16 protein-coding genes are annotated in these 17,912 nt (G+C 36.5%); 11 read left to right on the plus strand and 5 right to left on the minus strand.

Annotated elements, in window-relative coordinates:
* Window positions 1–151 precede the first annotated feature (151 nt).
* Window positions 152–1,873 (plus strand): thiamine pyrophosphate-dependent enzyme, encoded by a 1,722-nt coding sequence (locus DKK79_RS01000; RefSeq protein WP_110422467.1) that lies wholly within the window; start codon window positions 152–154, stop codon window positions 1,871–1,873.
* A gap of 96 nt (window positions 1,874–1,969) precedes the next feature.
* Here the strand turns inward: DKK79_RS01000 and edd are convergent, their stop codons facing one another.
* Both edd and DKK79_RS01010 read right to left on the minus strand, forming a co-directional pair.
* A complete protein-coding gene (edd, locus tag DKK79_RS01005; protein ID WP_110422468.1) occupies window positions 1,970–3,775 on the minus strand; it encodes a phosphogluconate dehydratase in 1,806 nt (601 codons plus the stop codon).
* Between the two features lie 45 nt (window positions 3,776–3,820).
* Window positions 3,821–4,351 (minus strand): gluconokinase, GntK/IdnK-type, encoded by a 531-nt coding sequence (locus tag DKK79_RS01010; RefSeq protein ID WP_034883731.1) that lies wholly within the window; start codon window positions 4,349–4,351, stop codon window positions 3,821–3,823.
* 442 nt (window positions 4,352–4,793) lie between these two features.
* Here DKK79_RS01010 and gatA point away from each other — a divergent pair, with 442 nt between their 5' ends.
* The 8 genes from gatA to DKK79_RS01050 all read left to right on the plus strand — a co-directional run bounded on the left by gatA (window position 4,794) and on the right by DKK79_RS01050 (window position 11,586).
* A complete protein-coding gene (gene gatA, locus DKK79_RS01015; RefSeq protein ID WP_110422469.1) occupies window positions 4,794–5,246 on the plus strand; it encodes a PTS galactitol transporter subunit IIA in 453 nt (150 codons plus the stop codon).
* 17 nt (window positions 5,247–5,263) lie between these two features.
* Complete coding sequence (gatB, locus tag DKK79_RS01020) at window positions 5,264–5,548, plus strand: PTS galactitol transporter subunit IIB (protein WP_086359401.1); 285 nt, start codon at window positions 5,264–5,266, stop codon at window positions 5,546–5,548.
* 4 nt (window positions 5,549–5,552) lie between these two features.
* Window positions 5,553–6,902 (plus strand): PTS galactitol transporter subunit IIC, encoded by a 1,350-nt coding sequence (locus DKK79_RS01025; protein ID WP_110422470.1) that lies wholly within the window; start codon window positions 5,553–5,555, stop codon window positions 6,900–6,902.
* Between the two features lie 108 nt (window positions 6,903–7,010).
* Window positions 7,011–8,054 (plus strand): alcohol dehydrogenase catalytic domain-containing protein, encoded by a 1,044-nt coding sequence (locus tag DKK79_RS01030; RefSeq protein ID WP_110422471.1) that lies wholly within the window; start codon window positions 7,011–7,013, stop codon window positions 8,052–8,054.
* A gap of 92 nt (window positions 8,055–8,146) precedes the next feature.
* Complete coding sequence (locus DKK79_RS01035; protein ID WP_110422472.1) at window positions 8,147–8,920, plus strand: DeoR/GlpR family DNA-binding transcription regulator; 774 nt, start codon at window positions 8,147–8,149, stop codon at window positions 8,918–8,920.
* Between the two features lie 184 nt (window positions 8,921–9,104).
* Window positions 9,105–10,043, plus strand: a complete 939-nt coding sequence (locus tag DKK79_RS01040) for a hexose kinase (RefSeq protein WP_110422473.1) — start codon at window positions 9,105–9,107, stop codon at window positions 10,041–10,043.
* Between the two features lie 21 nt (window positions 10,044–10,064).
* Window positions 10,065–10,919 (plus strand): tagatose bisphosphate family class II aldolase, encoded by an 855-nt coding sequence (locus tag DKK79_RS01045; RefSeq protein ID WP_110422474.1) that lies wholly within the window; start codon window positions 10,065–10,067, stop codon window positions 10,917–10,919.
* A gap of 1 nt (window position 10,920) precedes the next feature.
* Complete coding sequence (locus tag DKK79_RS01050) at window positions 10,921–11,586, plus strand: HAD-IA family hydrolase (RefSeq protein ID WP_110422475.1); 666 nt, start codon at window positions 10,921–10,923, stop codon at window positions 11,584–11,586.
* A gap of 322 nt (window positions 11,587–11,908) precedes the next feature.
* Here DKK79_RS01050 and DKK79_RS01055 read toward each other — a convergent pair whose 3' ends face one another.
* The 3 genes from DKK79_RS01055 to DKK79_RS01065 are packed head-to-tail and all read right to left on the minus strand — an operon-like array spanning window position 11,909 to window position 14,764.
* A complete protein-coding gene (locus DKK79_RS01055) occupies window positions 11,909–13,069 on the minus strand; it encodes an ABC transporter permease (protein ID WP_220018962.1) in 1,161 nt (386 codons plus the stop codon).
* A complete protein-coding gene (locus DKK79_RS01060; protein WP_181415208.1) occupies window positions 13,066–14,208 on the minus strand; it encodes an HlyD family secretion protein in 1,143 nt (380 codons plus the stop codon). Before DKK79_RS01060 ends, DKK79_RS01055 begins: the two co-directional genes overlap by 4 nt.
* Window positions 14,209–14,266: 58 nt before the next feature.
* Window positions 14,267–14,764 carry a MarR family winged helix-turn-helix transcriptional regulator gene (locus tag DKK79_RS01065; protein ID WP_034883728.1) on the minus strand — a complete coding sequence of 166 codons (498 nt, stop codon included), beginning with the start codon at window positions 14,762–14,764 and terminating at the stop codon, window positions 14,267–14,269.
* A 280-nt stretch (window positions 14,765–15,044) separates the two neighbouring features.
* Here DKK79_RS01065 and nirB point away from each other — a divergent pair, with 280 nt between their 5' ends.
* Together nirB and nirD are read left to right on the plus strand one after the other, a co-directional pair.
* Window positions 15,045–17,567 carry a nitrite reductase large subunit NirB gene (nirB, locus tag DKK79_RS01070; RefSeq protein ID WP_110422476.1) on the plus strand — a complete coding sequence of 841 codons (2,523 nt, stop codon included), beginning with the start codon at window positions 15,045–15,047 and terminating at the stop codon, window positions 17,565–17,567.
* A gap of 3 nt (window positions 17,568–17,570) precedes the next feature.
* Window positions 17,571–17,903, plus strand: coding sequence for a nitrite reductase small subunit NirD (nirD, locus tag DKK79_RS01075; protein WP_110422477.1), 333 nt, complete (start codon window positions 17,571–17,573; stop codon window positions 17,901–17,903).
* The last annotated feature ends 9 nt before the right edge of the window (window positions 17,904–17,912 follow it).

The raw sequence follows: 17,912 nt of genomic DNA on the forward strand, positions 1-17,912 counted from the left end.
GAAATAAAGATTATTGCTGACCACCTCTAGTTAATATGACATTTTTAACATTTTCTGCTGTTTTATTTTTATACTATTCGCATTCACAAAACTTAGGTGTAATTTAGACAACTTAAGCTGTTTAATCTGAAAACCATGTTGAGGAGACAGTATGTCATCAAAAAAGTCAGTTGCACAAATTGTTGTTGATGTTTTATCTCAAGCCGGTGTTAAACATTGTTATGGTATTGTTGGTGATACCTTAAATCAAATCACCTCAGCTATCAAAAAAAGTGATATTGAGTGGGTGCATGTTCGTCATGAAGAAGTTGGTGCCTTTGCCGCAGGCGCTGAAGCCTATCTTACCGATCAAATAACTGCTTGTGCTGGTTCTTGTGGACCCGGTAGCTTACATTTTATCAATGGTATTTATGAAGCCCAACGTAATAAAGTACCACTGATTTTATTGGCTAGTCAGTTAGTTACTTCGCAACAAGGCACTGATTTTCCGCAAGAAGTTGACTTTGAAGCTGTCTATAAAAACTGTTCTGTCTTTTGTCAACAAATTACCGATCCCACTCAAGCAAGACGAATCACCACAGCGGCGGTACAAGCGGCGATAAATGAGCGAGGCGTTGCGGTTTTAGTGATTCCTTACAATATTAGCCTAGCTAAAGTAGAAGATAATAGTGGACATAAAATTTATCACCCCAAACCGGTTATTCGACCATCTGATGAAGAGCTGGCACAAATCTCTGAAATTTTAAATAAAAACAGTAAAGTGGCAATTTTTGCTGGTCATGGGGTATCTGAAGCTCATGATGAGTTAGTTGCCTTAGCCCAGAAATTAAAATCGCCGGTAGTTCATACTTCAAGAGCTAAGGATTTTGTAGAATATGATAATCCTTATAATGTTGGCATGACCGGTATGTTTGGTATGGCGTCTGGAGCAACGGCAATTAAAGAGTGTGATGTACTTTTGATGTTCGGTGTTGATTTTGCCTGGTCACAATTTTATCCTGATAACGCAACAATTATTCAGGTAGATATTGATGCAACTCATCTTGGTCACCGTCACAGTGTAGATATTGGTGTAGTAGGTGCTAGTAAACCAACCTTAGCGGCTTTATTACCATTGGTTGATGAAAAAACAGATGGCCAATTTTTAGACAAATGCCTTGGATTACACACTAAAGCAATCGATAAATTAAATAAAAAAGCGATACCATCAAAAGCCGTTATTCATCCACAATATTTAACCGAATTAATTGATAAACATGCTAATGATGATGCCGTGCTTTGTGCTGATGTTGGCTCCGCCATGGTTTGGGCGTGTCGGCACTTTTCAACTAATGGTAAAAGACGTACCGTCATTAGCTTAAAACACGGCACTATGGCCAATGCAATGCCACAAGCATTAGGCGTACAAAAAGCCTTTCCTCATCGTCAAGTAATTACCTTATCAGGGGATGGTGGTATTAGTATGTTGTTAGGTGATTTATTGACCACAGTCCAAGAGGATTTACCCATCAAAGTTATCGTACTAAATAATAGTTCACTTAACTTTGTCGAATTAGAACAAAAATCAGAAGGGTTGGTTGATCACTATACTGACTTAAAAAATCCTGATTTTGCTAAAGTAGCTAGTGCGATGGGATTATTTGCTATTCGTGTTGAGAGTTCTGATTTACTAGAAGCAGCAGTGCAATCATTCCTAGCTCACTCTGGACCTGCATTATTAGATGTTAAGACGAGCGAATATGAATTGGTTATGCCACCTGAAATTCATACCTCACAAGTAATGGGAATGGCGCTTTATAGTGTAAGAGCATCATTGAGTGGCAAAATGAAAGATGTGGTTAATTTGTTGATGGATAATTTCGTAAAGAAATAAATTAACTACTTATATTTTTATCTTAGAAAAAATTGGGGAAGTAGTTTTGCGGGCTGTTTAACCATATCTGCCGCATTTAGCGGCAGATAAATTGGATTAAAAACTAACCGCACCTTCTTCCGCTGATTTAAGATTTTCTCGAATAACGCTATAAAGCTCTCGCCCAAAGCCTTGGTGTGAATTGGTTAAATCAATTGGCTCAACTTTTCGTGCTGCCAGTTCGGCCTCATCAACCAGTAAAGTTATTTCGCCGGTTTGACCGTTGACACGAATCATATCACCTTGTTGAACTTTGCTTAATAACCCACCCGCATAGGCTTCCGGTGTTACATGAATAGCCGCAGGCACTTTACCTGAAGCGCCAGATAGTCGTCCGTCAGTTAATAAAGCAACTTTATAACCACGATCTTGCAAAACGCCCAATGGTGTTATTAATTTATGCAATTCTGGCATCCCGATAGCTTTTGGCCCTTGATAACGCACCACTACAACACAATCTTTGTTAAGATTGCCGGCTTTATATTCTGCATCTAAATCATACTGACTATTAAATACCACGGCTGGTGCTTCAATTATTTGATGGTCAGCCGTAACCGCTGATGTTTTCATTATGGCGCGACCTAAATTACCCGACATCACCTTTAATCCACCATGCGAGTTGAAAGGTTTGTTAATTGAAGCAATCACATTTTCATCTAAGGATTTGCTTGGGCCTTCACGGAAGATGAGTTTACCGTTTTCCAAAATAGGTTCTTTAGTATAACGGCTTAGTCCACGACCAACTACCGTTTCAACATCTTCATGTAATAAACCACCAGATAATAATTCTCTAACCAATAAAGAAGTACCACCAGCTGCTTGGAAGTAGTTGATATCAGCTGGGCCATTTGGGTATATTCGGCATAATAACGGCACAACAGTGGATAGGTCTGAAATATCATCCCAATTAATAATAATACCGGCCGCTTTAGCCATAGCGACGATATGCATAGTCAGATTGGTTGAACCGCCTGTAGCTAAGAGTGCAACTAAACCATTAACTATCACTTTTTCATCAACCATTTTACCAACTGGCATATAGTTACCGGATTGATTAGTTAACCGAGTGATCTGTTTTGCCGCGGCATTGGTGAGTTCATAACGTAATGAGGTCTCAGGATGCACAAAGGCCGCTCCAGGTAGATGTAATCCCATTAGCTCAATGACCATTTGATTACTATTTGCGGTGCCATAGAAAGTACAAGTTCCACTGGTATGGTATGAGGCTGATTCAGATTCTAATAGATCTTCGCGTGAGGCTTTTCCTTCCGAATAAAGTTGACGAATACGTACCTTTTCTTTATTTGGTAACCCTGAAGGCATCGGTCCAGAAGGAACAAAGATTGCCGGTAAATGGCCAAATGATAAGGCACCAATAAATAACCCGGGTAAGATTTTATCGCAGACCCCCAAATAAAGTGCGCCATCAAACATATTATGTGATAACCCAACAGCAACTGACATGGCAATCACATCTCGGCTCATTAGCGAAATTTCCATACCCGGTTCGCCTTGGGTTACTCCATCACACATAGCAGGTACACCACCAGCCATTTGTCCAACAGCACCTATTTCGTGTAATACTTTGCGAATTTGTTCTGGATAAAATTCATAAGGTTTATGTGCTGATAACATATCGTTATAAGAACTGATAATGCCAATATTACTTTTTAATATGTTTTTAAGATCATTTTTTTCATCAAGACAGCAAGCGGCAAACCCATGAGCTAAGTTACTACATGGTAAACTTGCCCGCGTGACTTTTTTTAACATAGCGTGTTCTATTTTTTGCAGATAAGCTTCACGTGTTGCTTTAGACCGATCAATAATGCGCTGAGTTACAGCTAAAATAGTGGAATTCACATTAACCTCTGGATTATATTTATTATAATTTTAGTTACCATCAATTTATTCACAATGACATATTGAATTAATCACCTTTGTGGCATCGTGAATAACATCGTTTAGCGACTGTTCAATATTGATAGCATAGACATCTTTTTCATCAGCTGATGGTTCTTCTAATGCGTCAAATTGCGACTGTAACATGCCGGTTTTTTGATAATGTCCTTGACGTTTGGCTAAACGCTGGGCAATAACATCAAAACTTCCTTTTAAATAAATAAAGTGCACATTTTCATTTTCGCCACGGATAATATCGCGATACTTTCTTTTTAGTGCCGAACAAATAATGATCGAAATGTTATTCACATTACTCATTGCAAATGCAGCATTACTAATTAAATTTAACCAAGGCATCCTATCCTCATCATTTAGTGGCGTACCACTGCGCATTTTCAATATATTGGCTTTTGGATGTAAAAAGTCACCATCCAAAAAAGCGGCATTTAGGTTATCGGCTATCTGTTTTGCCACAGCCGATTTACCACTACCTGATACTCCCATGAAAACGAAAACATGTTTCTTTTGTTGCGTCATTGCTTCTTTCTCCTAATTATCTGTTACGGGTAACATTTTGTCACTATAATCCTTTATTGCAATATAAAAAAGTTTTTTTTGTGATTTAGATCATATTTTTGTTAATCAGTTAACTAGCGATTTTTTGGATAACTATAAGCTAAAATAAATCTAAAAATAACTAACTTACTAATTTATATATATCTTTTAATAAAGTGTATTTTAGCTATCACCGCCAATTCTTGAAATTAAAAAATAAATTCATTCTTATCTTACAGCACAACCAATCCCTACCTTATTGCATCAACTTTCGCTTTTTAACTTTTTTTTAAAAAATAGATTTCGATCACAAAAACAATATTTGTCATTTGCTTTTAATTTCGAAAGGAAATAATCTTTCGTTATGATTTTTGATTTCGAAAGATAACGAAAGTCAAATGTAAAGTGATAATGGAGATCAAACATGAATGAATGTCAATTTTTGCTAGAAGACAATATCAAGTTTAAAGATGAGCGTGATGCCTTAACATTTATTAGTGAACAATTACAACAAAAGAATATTGTTAAAAAAAGTCATCTAAAAGCGTTAATAGAGAGAGAAGCTCTATTTCCTACCGGTATTGCACTTGATGGTTATGCCGTGGCTATCCCTCATTGTGAAGCTGAACACGCTATTAGTCCTGCTATTTATATAATTCGTCCTCAATCTCCAGTTGTTTTCAATCGTGCTGATGAAGATAGCACGGTTGAAGTTTCATTAATCATTTCACTGGTTGTTACTTCTCCAGAGGATCAACTGAATCTATTGAAAGCACTTTTTTCAAATTTACAAAATAAAGAGTTTTATCACTTTTTAATTAGTGCTGAAGCGAATGCAGTCGCTGAGCATTTTAAAAAAGTGATTATTAACCAATAAATTGACTAGGAGGCATTATGAAAAAAAAGATTATTGTGGCATGTGGAGGAGCTGTTGCGACTTCAACACTGGCAGCAGAAGAAATAAAAGAGTTGTGCCAAGAAAATAGTATAGATCTCGATCTGGTTCAATGTCGTATTAATGAAATTAATACATTTATTGATGATGTTGATTTGATCTGCACTACAGCAAGGATGGATCAAACCTTTGGGAATATTCCTATCGTTCATGGTATGCCTTTTGTTTCAGGCGTTGGGATTGAGCAGCTAAAAGATAAAATATTATCGATTTTAAAAGGATGAGTATATGTTTACTGAAATTATGCAGTACATTTTGGATCTTGGCCCATCAGTAATGTTGCCGATTGTTATTATTCTATTTTCATTAGTATTAAGAATGAAAATTGGTGATGCATTAAAAGCAGGTATTCATATTGGTATTGGATTTGTTGGTATTGGCTTAGTGGTTGGATTGCTAACTAGTTCAGTAGGACCAGCCGCGCAAGCAATGGCGGAAAGATTTGATATCAGTTTAAAAGTGGTTGATGTTGGTTGGCCGGGCGCAGCGCCAATGACTTGGGCTTCGCAAATTGCTTTAGTTGCAATACCGATTGCTATTGCGGTTAATATCCTGATGTTAGTTCTGCGATTAACGAGAGTTGTCAATGTGGACATATGGAATATCTGGCATATGACCTTTACCGGTGCACTTGTCTATATTGCTACCGATTCTTACTACTTAGGTATAGTTGGCGTCATTGTGCACGCGGTTATCGCTTATAAATTGGGAGACTGGTTCGCTAAAGATACTAAAGAATTTTTTGAACTTGAGGGTATTGCTGTACCTCATGGCACCTCAGCCTATTGTGGACCTATCGCGGTATTTGTTGATGCAGTTATTGAAAAAATCCCCGGTGTTAACAAAATTAATTTTAATGCTGTCGATATGCAAAAGAAATTTGGTGCTTTTGGTGAGCCGGTAACCGTTGGTTTATTTATGGGGATCTTATTAGGTTTATTGGCAGGGTATGGCGTGAAGGAAACATTACAACTTGCTATTCAAACCGCCGCGGTGATGTTACTCATGCCACGAGTAATCAAACCAATTATGGATGGATTGACACCAATATCCAAACAAGCTCGCAAACATTTACAATCTAAATTTGGCGGACAAGATTTTCTTATTGGTTTAGATCCTGCCTTATTATTAGGCCACTCAACAGTCGTTTCGGCAAGTTTAATCTTTATTCCTTTAAGTATTTTTATTGCCATTATCCTTCCTGGTAATGAGGTTTTACCATTCGGTGACTTAGCAACCATTGGCTTTTTTGTTGCTATGGGGGTGGCTATCCATCAAGGCAACTTATTTAGAATTGTTATATCGGGGGCAATCATTATTGCCATTACATTATGGATTGCGACACAAATGATCCCATTAACCACACAATTGGCAGTTAATGCCGGCACGATTGCGGCAGATAACAATATTTTGGTTGGGGCAATGGATCAAGGCGGGTCACCAATTACTTACCTTATGGTTCAGTTGGTTAATTTAAAACAACCTATAGGTTTTGTTCTTATTGGATTGTTTTATCTATTCTGCTTATTTTTGACATGGAAAAGAGCACGTAGATATCAATTATCAGTTAAAGAATAAATAGATTAAAAATTAACAACAATCAGTAAGTATTTCATTTGCAAGCTTTCACTGGAAAGCCAGTGAAAGCCATAAATAAACATCATTTATTAGCTATAAGGAAAAAAGATGAAAGTAGTTATCGTTAATGATGGGGGTAATTTATCTGTTACAGAAATGGAAAAACCCAAAATAACATCTTCAGATCAAATTTTAGTTAAAGTGGCTTATTCTGGACTGTGTGGTTCAGATATTCCAAGAATATTTCATCAAGGCGCTCACTATTATCCAATAACCCTTGGTCATGAGTTTAGTGGTACGGTAACGGAAATTGGCAATGATGTTACAGAATTTACTATTGGTGATTTAATCTCTTGTGTACCTTTATTACCTTGTTTTAAATGTGATGAGTGCCGAAAACATTACTACTCACTTTGTAAAAATTATACCTTTGTTGGTTCAAGAATCAGTGGTGGCTTTGCTGAATATATAGTATTAAATAAAAAAAATGCCTTCAAATTACCCCAAGGTGTAACTCCTCTTGAGGGGGCCTTCTTTGAACCAATGACTGTTGGGATGCACGCGCTATTATTAGCAGATGGTTGCAGAGATAAAAATGTCATTATAGTCGGCGGCGGAACAATTGGATTACTTGCCATGCAATGTGCCAAAGCCATGGGGGCTAAATCAATAGCTGTTATTGATATTAATGATACGCGTTTAAATCTTGCTAAATCATTAGGGGCCGATCAAATTTACAACTCTAAAAATCTTAGTCCAGAAGAAATATCTCAGGCGTTATCAATAAATCGATTTGAGCAGATTGTTCTAGAAACAGCAGGTTCACCGATTACCGTTAAATTAGCCATTGAGATAGCCGGTCCTAGAGCAAAAATTGGTTTAGTTGGTACTTTACATAATGACATTACACTTTCTGAAAAAACTTTCGGCTTAATTTTACGAAAAGAATTACACATTTTGGGTAGTTGGATGAATTATTCTGCACCATGGCCGGGAGAGGAATGGCAACTTGTGAGCCAATTTTTTCTTGAAGGAAAAATAAAACTTGAACCACTTATTACCAGTATTGGTGACTTTCATACATTTATTGCACAAGTTACCGAATTAAATGGTCATCCTATGAATGGGAAGATTTTACTAAATTGCATGTAGTTTTTGATTTAATTTAATCGTTGAAAATGAAAACTTATCTTTTGATTTTGTTTGTTATACACTGCTGAAATAATTTCGAAAAAGGAAATATTATGAATGCAAGTGAAAGACGCCAAGAAATAATAGAGCTTCTTAATATGAACAGTACCGTGTTAGTGAGTGATTTATCCAAGAAATATGATGTTTCTGAAGTCACCATACGGACAGATCTTCGATTATTAGAAAAGCAAGGAGTGCTTACTCGATTTCATGGCGGTGCAACCAAAATTATAGATAACGATGACATTAAATCATTTAAAGAGCTGCAATTAGAAGAACGTTATCAGCGATTTATTGAGGCTAAAAAACGTATTGCTATTGAGGCAGTTAAACAAGTGAAAGAGGGTGATATTATTATTTTAGATAGTGGTAGTACAACTATGTTGATAGCAGAAGAGTTGGTAAAACTTAAACACATTACAGTTATTACCAATAGTCTTACCTCTGCTTTTATCCTATCTGATAATAGTGACATTATGTTATTAATTTGTGGTGGTACACTTAGACACAAAACCCGCTCTTTTCATGGAAAAATTGCCGAGCAATCTTTAGATGGTATCTCTGCTGATATTTTATTTGTTGGTGCTGATGGTATTGATGCACAAAGAGGAATAACAACATTTAATGAAGGTTATACAATTAGCAGTGTAATGGCGAATGTCGCAAAGAAAGTCGTTGCAGTTTTGGATTCATCTAAATTTGGGCGTAATGGTATTAATATTGTATTACCATTGAATAAACTTGATGTCATCATCACAGATACCAATGTAGATAATAAATACCAGCAAGAGTTTGCAAAGCAAGGCATTAATTTAATAGCGGTTTAATCGTGTCACTGTCGATTTTTAAACTTTATTTAATATTGATCTCAAATAGTTGGCGAGATAATAAATTGTAATTCATTGCAATATGAAATTTTTTCATAGTTGTCGATGAATTCAAGCATATTGGCAAATGAAGATCATTTAAGATTGTTATTTCTCACAATGATGTAAATGCATAGGTGAGAAAATGATATTAACAATTACGATGAATCCATCAGTCGATATTTCATACTCTTTAGATAAATTAGTTATTAATGATGTCAATCGGGTATCAAATACAAGAAAAACCGCTGGTGGTAAAGGTCTTAATGTTACGCGAGGAATAAATTTTTCAAATATTCCTGTTTTAGCGACAGGAATTATTGGTGGCACTACCGGTAAATTTATTCAAGAGCAGTTAGATGAAGATAATATAGCTTATAACTTTTATGTAACCCCAAAAGAATCAAGAAATTGCATAGCAATTTTACATCAGGGTAATCAAACCGAGATTCTTGAGGCCGGTCCTCGGTTAGATAATGATGATGTTGAACAATTCTTACAACACTATAAAAAGCTACTCAATCAAGTAAAAATTATTACGATTTCCGGATCATTACCTCTTGGTTTTCCCGTCAATTTCTATGTGAATTTAATTGAGCTAGCTAGTGAATATCAAATCCCGGTTTTGCTTGATTCTTCGGGGCAAATGTTACTAACCACCCTCAAATCTCAATATAAACCTTATTTAATAAAACCCAATCAAGAAGAGTTAAAACAGATTATTCAGATGGATATAGATGTTAATGATAGCCATTCATTAATAAAAGCACTCAAACACGACTCTCTTGATGATATCCCCTTGATTGTTATTTCATTAGGTAAAAATGGTGCTTTTGCTCGTTGTTTTAATCACTATTATCAGGTTTCCATCCCGAAAATCAATGTTGTTAATCCAGTAGGCTCTGGTGATATCACTTTAGCAGGGCTTGCGGTCAGTCTACATGAAAATGAATCAATAGAGGTTATGTTAAAACGTGCCATGACTATGGGAATGTTAAATGCCATGGAGGCTCAAACTGGGTTTGTTAATATGAATAACTATCATGAATATTATCAACAAGTTGAGATTAAAGAAATTATTTAAAATTTTAATTAGGAGTAAATTATGTATCTTATTTCCAGCCAAGAAATGTTAAAAAAAGCTCAACGTGAGCAGTACGCTGTTCCTGCGTTTAATATTCATAATCTTGAAACAATTCAAGTTGTGGTTGATACCGCTAAAGAGTTAGGTTCACCAGTTATACTTGCGGCAACGCCTGCTACCTATAGTTATGCCGGTACACCATATTTAATTAGTATCTGTAAACAAGCCGCTGAGATTCATCATTTCCCATTTGCTTTGCATTTAGATCATCATGAAAATTTGAGTGATATTAAATCTAAGATCGAAGCAGGTATTCGTTCAATTATGATTGATGCTTCTCATTATCCATTTGAAGAAAATATTGATATAGTAAGAGAAATGGTTGTTTTCAGTCATAAATATAATGCAAGTGTTGAAGCTGAACTTGGTCGTCTAGGTGGGCAAGAAGATGATTTGATTGTCGATGATAAACAAAGCGCTTTTACCGATCCTGATGCTGCTAAAGAGTATGTTGAAAGAACCGGCATTGATTCATTAGCGGTAGCGATTGGCTCTGCTCATGGATTATATAAAGGAGAACCTAAACTTGATTTTCAACGATTAGCAAAAATTCGAGATAAAGTTGATATTCCTTTAGTTTTACATGGTGCTTCCGGTATTCCTGAGGAAATGGTCAAAAAATCTATCTCATTAGGAATTTGTAAAGTAAATGTTGCAACAGAATTAAAAATTGCGTTTTCTGATGCTTTAAAACAAGACTTTAATATACATCCAGATGCTAATGATCCAAGACACTATATGCAGCCAGCTAAAGCAGCGATGAAGAAAATAGTTGAAGAAAAAATTCGCATTTGTGGCAGTGCAGGTAAATTATAATATGCAAGCAAAGGGTATTTTATTTGATTTAGATGGCACATTAGTTAACTCATTACCAGCAGTTGAGCGCTGCTGGTTAGGTTTTGCCGAACGCCACCAACTTAATCATTCCTATGTATTAAAAACCATTCATGGCCGGAAAGCTATCGATAATATAAAACTATTCTTACCGAATAAGCCAGAAAGTTTTATCGCACAAGAGTATCATTGGCTGGAACAATTAGAGGCTCAAGATATCAAAGATATTGATGAAATATCTGGTGCAAGTCATTTCTTACAACAGTTATCTTCACTTAATATTCCTTGGGGAGTTGTAACCTCTGGTACCAAAAAAGTAGCGGATTCTCGCTTTGCTATTCTCAATGTAGCTAAACCGAAAGTTTTTATTACTGGTGAAATGGTTTTTAAAACAAAGCCTGCGCCTGATAGCTATCTACAAGGTGCAGATTTACTCGGGTTGCCTGCTGATGAGTGTATTGTTTTTGAAGATTCTAAAACGGGTATTGAATCAGCATTAAATGCGCATTGTCAAATTATTACTGTTAACTGTCCTAACTCACTTGATGATAATCGTATGTTAAATATTAATTCTTTTGATGAGCTAGTCATCAATAAATTAAAACAGAACAATTTTGAAATTTTAAAAAAAAGTATGAAGTATGATTAGCAAACTTATATATTACTTTATTTAATTACATTTGAATCCTTAAATATGATTATCGAATAATTGTAGATAATATGTTCAAAATTTGCTTAATTTGAACATATTATCAATGGTGTTACCCATTATTTATATTGCCGATGATCTGTTTAAAGTTCGAAAATCAACAAAAGGTAGGTATTAATTTGACCGCTTTCTAATCCTAATGTTTTTTTAACAAAAAATATTCAATAATCATAGATACTCTATCAATATGATTATATTACCATTTTTTGGGCTCTATTTTTACCATTGGTAGTTTTTCTTTAAGCTATATACCATTTTTATTTTATTCTACTTGGCTATTTTTAATGCGATTAACAAATAGCATCACGATAAAAGCGATAACTGTTAAATAAATAATAAAGATCCCATATGTTGATAGCATATCGACAAATGAACGTCCGCGTATGCCGATATCACGAAAGAAGCGAAATAGCCAAACTAATGGAAAGGCATGGCTGGCATAAAATGTCCAGATTGGCATAATACCTACCGCCATGGTTGAACCTCCCATGATGAATCCTGGCGGCACAAGAAAAATCATTCTGCTCGCCCCTTCTCCTGGATGATGAGTATTCCAAGATAATAAGAAACCCAACCAACCAAAAGCAAGTCCTGTCATAAATACGCTTGGCACGAAAACAAAATAATTACCATCAAAACGTAATTGTCCAAATAAAACCAGTATTGCGGTAATTAAGGTTAAAGCTGTAGTATAAAATAGAGCATAAGGCACCGTTCTAGCTAATAGTGGTAGGAAACCTCGCTCTATTACTGTATTCCACATACCCATAGTTTTTAATCGACCAATGATCATCAACGAGGTTAATCCATACGTTAATGACGAAAAAAAGTAAACGAAATAGATAATCGTGGATATTGTTGATGAACTAGCCGGATTAAACATAGTTCTTGTTTTTAATTGCATCGGCGATAGCGTTGCTTCAGTTGCTTCTCTTCCCAGTCCTAATGCTGCAACTTTTCCAACACTCAATTCGGCACCGGATTCAGGGATAATTTCATTAAGGCTTTGCATCACCTTGGCATTTTGTGCATCATTTGAATCATCAGCAAAATAACCCAATTTAACGGTTTGATCACCTTTCTTCAAAGACTTTTCCAATCCTTTGGGAATATATAGCACGCCTAAATTACGATCGTGTGAAACTAAAGTAATAGGATTAACAGGCGAACGAATCACTTCTGTTATTTCGATAAATGGTGAGGTATTTACCTTGCTGATTAATTCAGTTGAATAATTTGAACCATCAAGATCAATAACCGCGATCTTTCCTTCGAAAACTGAACCATGGCTTAATACTATTGAAAAAACAAGCGATACGATAGCAGCTAAACCCAAACACACTTTATAATAAGGGATGAAGTGGCCTGATAACATAGCATCAAGCTCTTCAAGCATAGATTTAATGATGTTTTGTCGCATCATTGATCCACCTCAATTGTCATACCGGTTAATAGGTGTGGAATATACTCCATATAAATTCTGACTTGGTAAGAGGTTAAATCGGCTTGTCCTCGTTCGCGAGTCATGCGCAAGTCAGCAAATGAAGGTGCGGCTGTGGCAAAGCGAACTGTACCTTTTACGGTTTTGTCCAGAGCGATGACATTAGCTTTTACTTTGGTACCCGGTTGATAGTCATTAACCATTTTTTCATTAACATAAATATCGACATATTTGCGATCAGTTTCTAACAGTACTGCTGGTGCGCCGGCTGGGGCCATTTCACCATCTTCAAACATGAGTTTTAACACTTTGCCATCTTCGGGGGCAACTAAGGTAAGCCGACTGTAATTCACCTTCAGTTGTTTTAAATCAGCTTCGGCTTGTGCTAGTTGAGCTTTGATTTGAGCTAGTTGATTTTGGCGATTTTGCAGTTTTTGTCTAGCAATTGTGATGGACTGCAATGTCATACCTGTTGCATTTCTTGTTTGTTCGAATTGGGCGATTTGTTCTGGTGTTGCACCAATCATCAAGGTTGAAAGTTGACTTTCAATTTGAACAACGAGCATTTTGGAATTAATGTAGGCATTACGGGCAGCGTCAAGTTGTGATTGTGACGCCCCACCGGTTTTTCTTAATTGAGTATGACGTTGAAATTCAGTATTAGCTAAATCTCGAGAAGAGATTGCTGCTTCTAAATTAGCTTTGACTTCTTCTATTTTGCGCCATGTAGATAATTCATTAAGATTCGTTTCATTTTCAGTGATTTCAATGGCCGCTTGTTCTTGTTTAACGGCGGCGGTTTGACTATCAACTAGCGCTTGTAAGCGATCTATTGATAGCTGAGTATCAATGTCTTCAAGTTGCATTAATGGATCACCTTTTTTGACAAATTGTGATTCTTGGACAAAGCGTTTAACAACTTTGCCGCCTACATTTTGGAAGGCAACATTGATTTCATCAGCAGTTAATACCCCTGATTTGATACTTTTAGCCACAGATACTGCATCGTTTCTTGAACCAAGACAGATTAACGTTGATCCAACTAAAAGTAGTAACAAGAATATGGCTGGAATTTTAATGTTTTTGGGTAAATTTGAAATTAAGTTTAGTTTATTTTTCATTTATTTAGTCAGCTAAGTATATGGTTAAAACATTATGATAATTGGTGATTAATGGCAATTATTTGCGCAATAGCTTGCGTAACATTGCAATTAAGGATTCCTGCTCTTGTGGATTTAAAACCTGAGCAAAAGCACGAATCGATTTTAAGTGATTAGGTAATGCTTTTTGGATAAGCGTTACACCGGTTGCGGTAAGGGTGATTAGTCGAGAACGGCCATCTTCTCCACTTTTGGTCATGGATATCAAGGGATCTGGTGCGGCTAACATTCGTTTTACCATTACCGAAACGGTTGCAGGCGTCACCCCTACTCTTAATGCCAGCTCGCTAGCGCAGGTCTCACCTTCACTATACAGTGACATGAGTAACGCAAATTTTCCTTCTGATACATCATAATCTTTTGCCAGTTGCGCATAGATATTTGAACGAATTAAATCGGCGGTCGTGATTAAACTTAAGACCAGATCAACGCCTGAAACCTCGATAATTTCATCATTAAGTCTTTGAGCTTTTGCTAAAGTTTCGCGTGAAGGAAGTATTCTTGAATTGTAGTTCAATTGTTATTACCTAATTTATTTAGTCGGCTAATTATACTAGTTTAACCCTAATTGGCAATCCTTTTTTATTCTGGATTTGAGATGTTTATCACATTAATCTACTAATATATTTTTGATATCAAAATGGTGAAAATGGATAACTTATTGTTTTCAAAATTATAATTTTGACTACCACTAAAGTGGTAATCCTTGAGGGTAATTATATTCTGTTTAAAGTTCCTTAAAATATCAAATAGATAAAAATTAAATAATTGAATTAAAAATATATTTGGAGCTTTTTATGAGTAAAACCAATCTCGTCATTATTGGCAATGGGATGGTTGGACATCGTTTTGTCGAAGAAATTATCGACAAAATGCAGGCAGATAAGTTCAACATCACTATTTTTTGCCAAGAACCAAGAGTTGCTTACGATCGTGTTCATCTCTCTTCCTATTTCTCAGGCCACAGCGCAGAAGCATTGTCTTTAGTTCGAGAAGGGTTATATCAAGAAAATGATATAAATATCTTACTTAATGAGCCGGTTATTTTAATTAACCGACAATGTAAAGAAGTGCATTCACAAACAGGGCGTATAGTTCCCTATGATAAGTTGATTATTGCAACTGGATCTTATCCATGGGTACCACCAATTAAAGGTGCCGATGGTGCGAATTGTTTTGTTTATCGTACTATTGAAGATCTTGATGCTATTCGTGATTGTGCTAGCAATTGTAAAACCGGCGCTGTTGTTGGTGGTGGGTTGCTCGGGCTGGAAGCTGCCGGAGCGCTTAAGAATTTAGGCATTGAGACACATGTCGTTGAATTTGCACCAGTACTCATGGCGGAACAACTTGATGCGATGGGCGGTGAGCAGTTACGTCGGAAAATTGAGGCGATGGGGGTTGGTGTTCATACCAGTAAAAATACCCAAGAAATTATTCATACTCCATCTGGTAAAATTATGCAATTTGCTGATGGTTCATCACTTGAAATTGATTTTATTGTTTTTTCAACCGGTATTCGACCTAGCGATCAATTAGCTAAAGCATGTGAGCTCGATATTGGCCCGCGTGGCGGGATTGTTGTTAATGATTATTGCCAAACATCCGATCCGGATATTTATGCTATTGGCGAATGCGCTTGTTGGCAAGGTAAAGTTTATGGCCTTGTAGCCCCAGGATACAAAATGGCACAGGTCGCTTTAGCCCATTTGAATGGCGAAAATGCTAAATTTGAAGGCGCTGATATGAGCGCTAAACTTAAATTATTGGGCGTCGATGTTGGCAGTATTGGTGATGCCAAAGCGAAGACGCTCGGTTGCCGGAGTTATGTTTACTTAGACGAAAATATTCCGGTCTATAAAAAATTAGTGGTTTCAAATGATAATAGTAAATTGCTTGGTGCTGTATTGGTCGGTGATACATCAGACTATAGTAATTTATTACAATTAATGCTTAATAATATGGATCTGCCAGAACATCCAGATAGCTTAATTTTACCTTCTCATGCCGGCGCTAAACCTGCATTAGGCGCAGATGCATTACCGGATAGCGCACAAATTTGCTCATGTTTTGATGTGACGAAAGCGAAAATTGTTCAGGCTATTCATGCTGGTTGTCATACTGTCGCTGCAATTAAAGCTGAAACCAAAGCGGGTACTGGTTGTGGTGGTTGTATTCCGTTAGTAACACAAATCCTTAATTTGGAGTTAGCGAAACAAGGAATCGAAGTAAGCCATGCGCTTTGTGAACATTTTAACTATTCTCGCCAAGAACTTTTTCATTTAGTTCGGGTGGAAGGATTAACATCTTTTGATCAAGTGATAAAAAAACATGGTAGCGGTTATGGCTGTGAAGTTTGTAAACCAACAGTCGGTTCCATATTAGCGTCATGTTGGAATAATTATATTCTCAAACCTGATCTTGTGCCGTTACAAGATAGTAATGATATCTTTTTAGGTAACATCCAAAAAAATGGTACTTATTCAGTTATTCCGCGAAGTGCTGGTGGGGAAATTACCCCTGAAGGCTTAATTGCCATAGGGCAAATTGCTAGGAAATACAATCTGTATTCGAAAATTACCGGGTCTCAACGGATTGGTTTATTTGGTGCGCAAAAAGACGATCTTCCGGCGATTTGGAAAGAGCTCATTGCCGCTGGTTTTGAAAGTGGTCATGCCTATGCTAAGGCGTTGCGTATGGCTAAAACTTGTGTAGGTAGTACTTGGTGCCGTTTTGGGGTTGGCGATAGTGTTGGTTTAGGCGTTGAATTAGAAAATCGTTATAAAGGTATTCGTGCTCCGCATAAATTTAAACTTGGTGTTTCAGGCTGTACCCGTGAATGTGCAGAAGCGCAAGGTAAAGATATAGGGGTTATTGCTACTGAAAAAGGTTGGAATCTCTATGTCTGTGGTAATGGTGGTATGAAGCCTCGTCATGCAGATTTACTTGCTGCCGATTTAGATAAAGAGACACTTATACGCTATTTGGATCGTTTTATCATGTTCTATATTCGTACCGCCGATAAATTACAACGGACTTCGGTCTGGTTTGAAAATCTTGAAGGAGGAATCGATTATTTACGTAGCGTGATTATTGATGACAAGTTAGGTATTAATGCCGAACTAGAAAAAGAGATGGCACGGATTCGCAAATTAGTTGTCTGTGAATGGAAAGAAACCGTAGATAACCCTGAAGCACAAATCCGTTTTGCCCATTTTGTTAATAGTTCTAAACGTGATGATAATGTTCAATTTGTGCCTGAGCGCGATCAACATCGCCCTGCTACTTTTGAAGAACGTCAAGCTATGTTAGGAGAATAGATCATGAGCCAATGGATTACTATCTGTAAATTAGAAGATATTTTGCCGGAAACAGGTATCTGTGCGCTAATCGGTAAAGAGCATGTTGCAGTTTTTCGACCTTATGATACTAATGAGCTTTATGCCATTAGTAATATTGACCCTTTTGCAAATGCTAGTGTTCTTTCTCGAGGTATTATCGCTGAACATGAAAATGAGTTGTGGGTTGCTAGTCCTTTGAAAAAACAGCGTTTTCGTTTAAAGGATGGTTATTGTCTTGAAAATGAAAATTATTCTGTTGCTCATTATGAGGTCAAAGTAGATAACGAAGATTTTGTACAAATAAAATCTAATTAATTAATTGCC

The organism is Gilliamella apicola, from assembly GCF_003202915.1.
GTDB classification, from domain to species: Bacteria; Pseudomonadota; Gammaproteobacteria; order Enterobacterales; family Orbaceae; genus Gilliamella; species Gilliamella apicola_Q.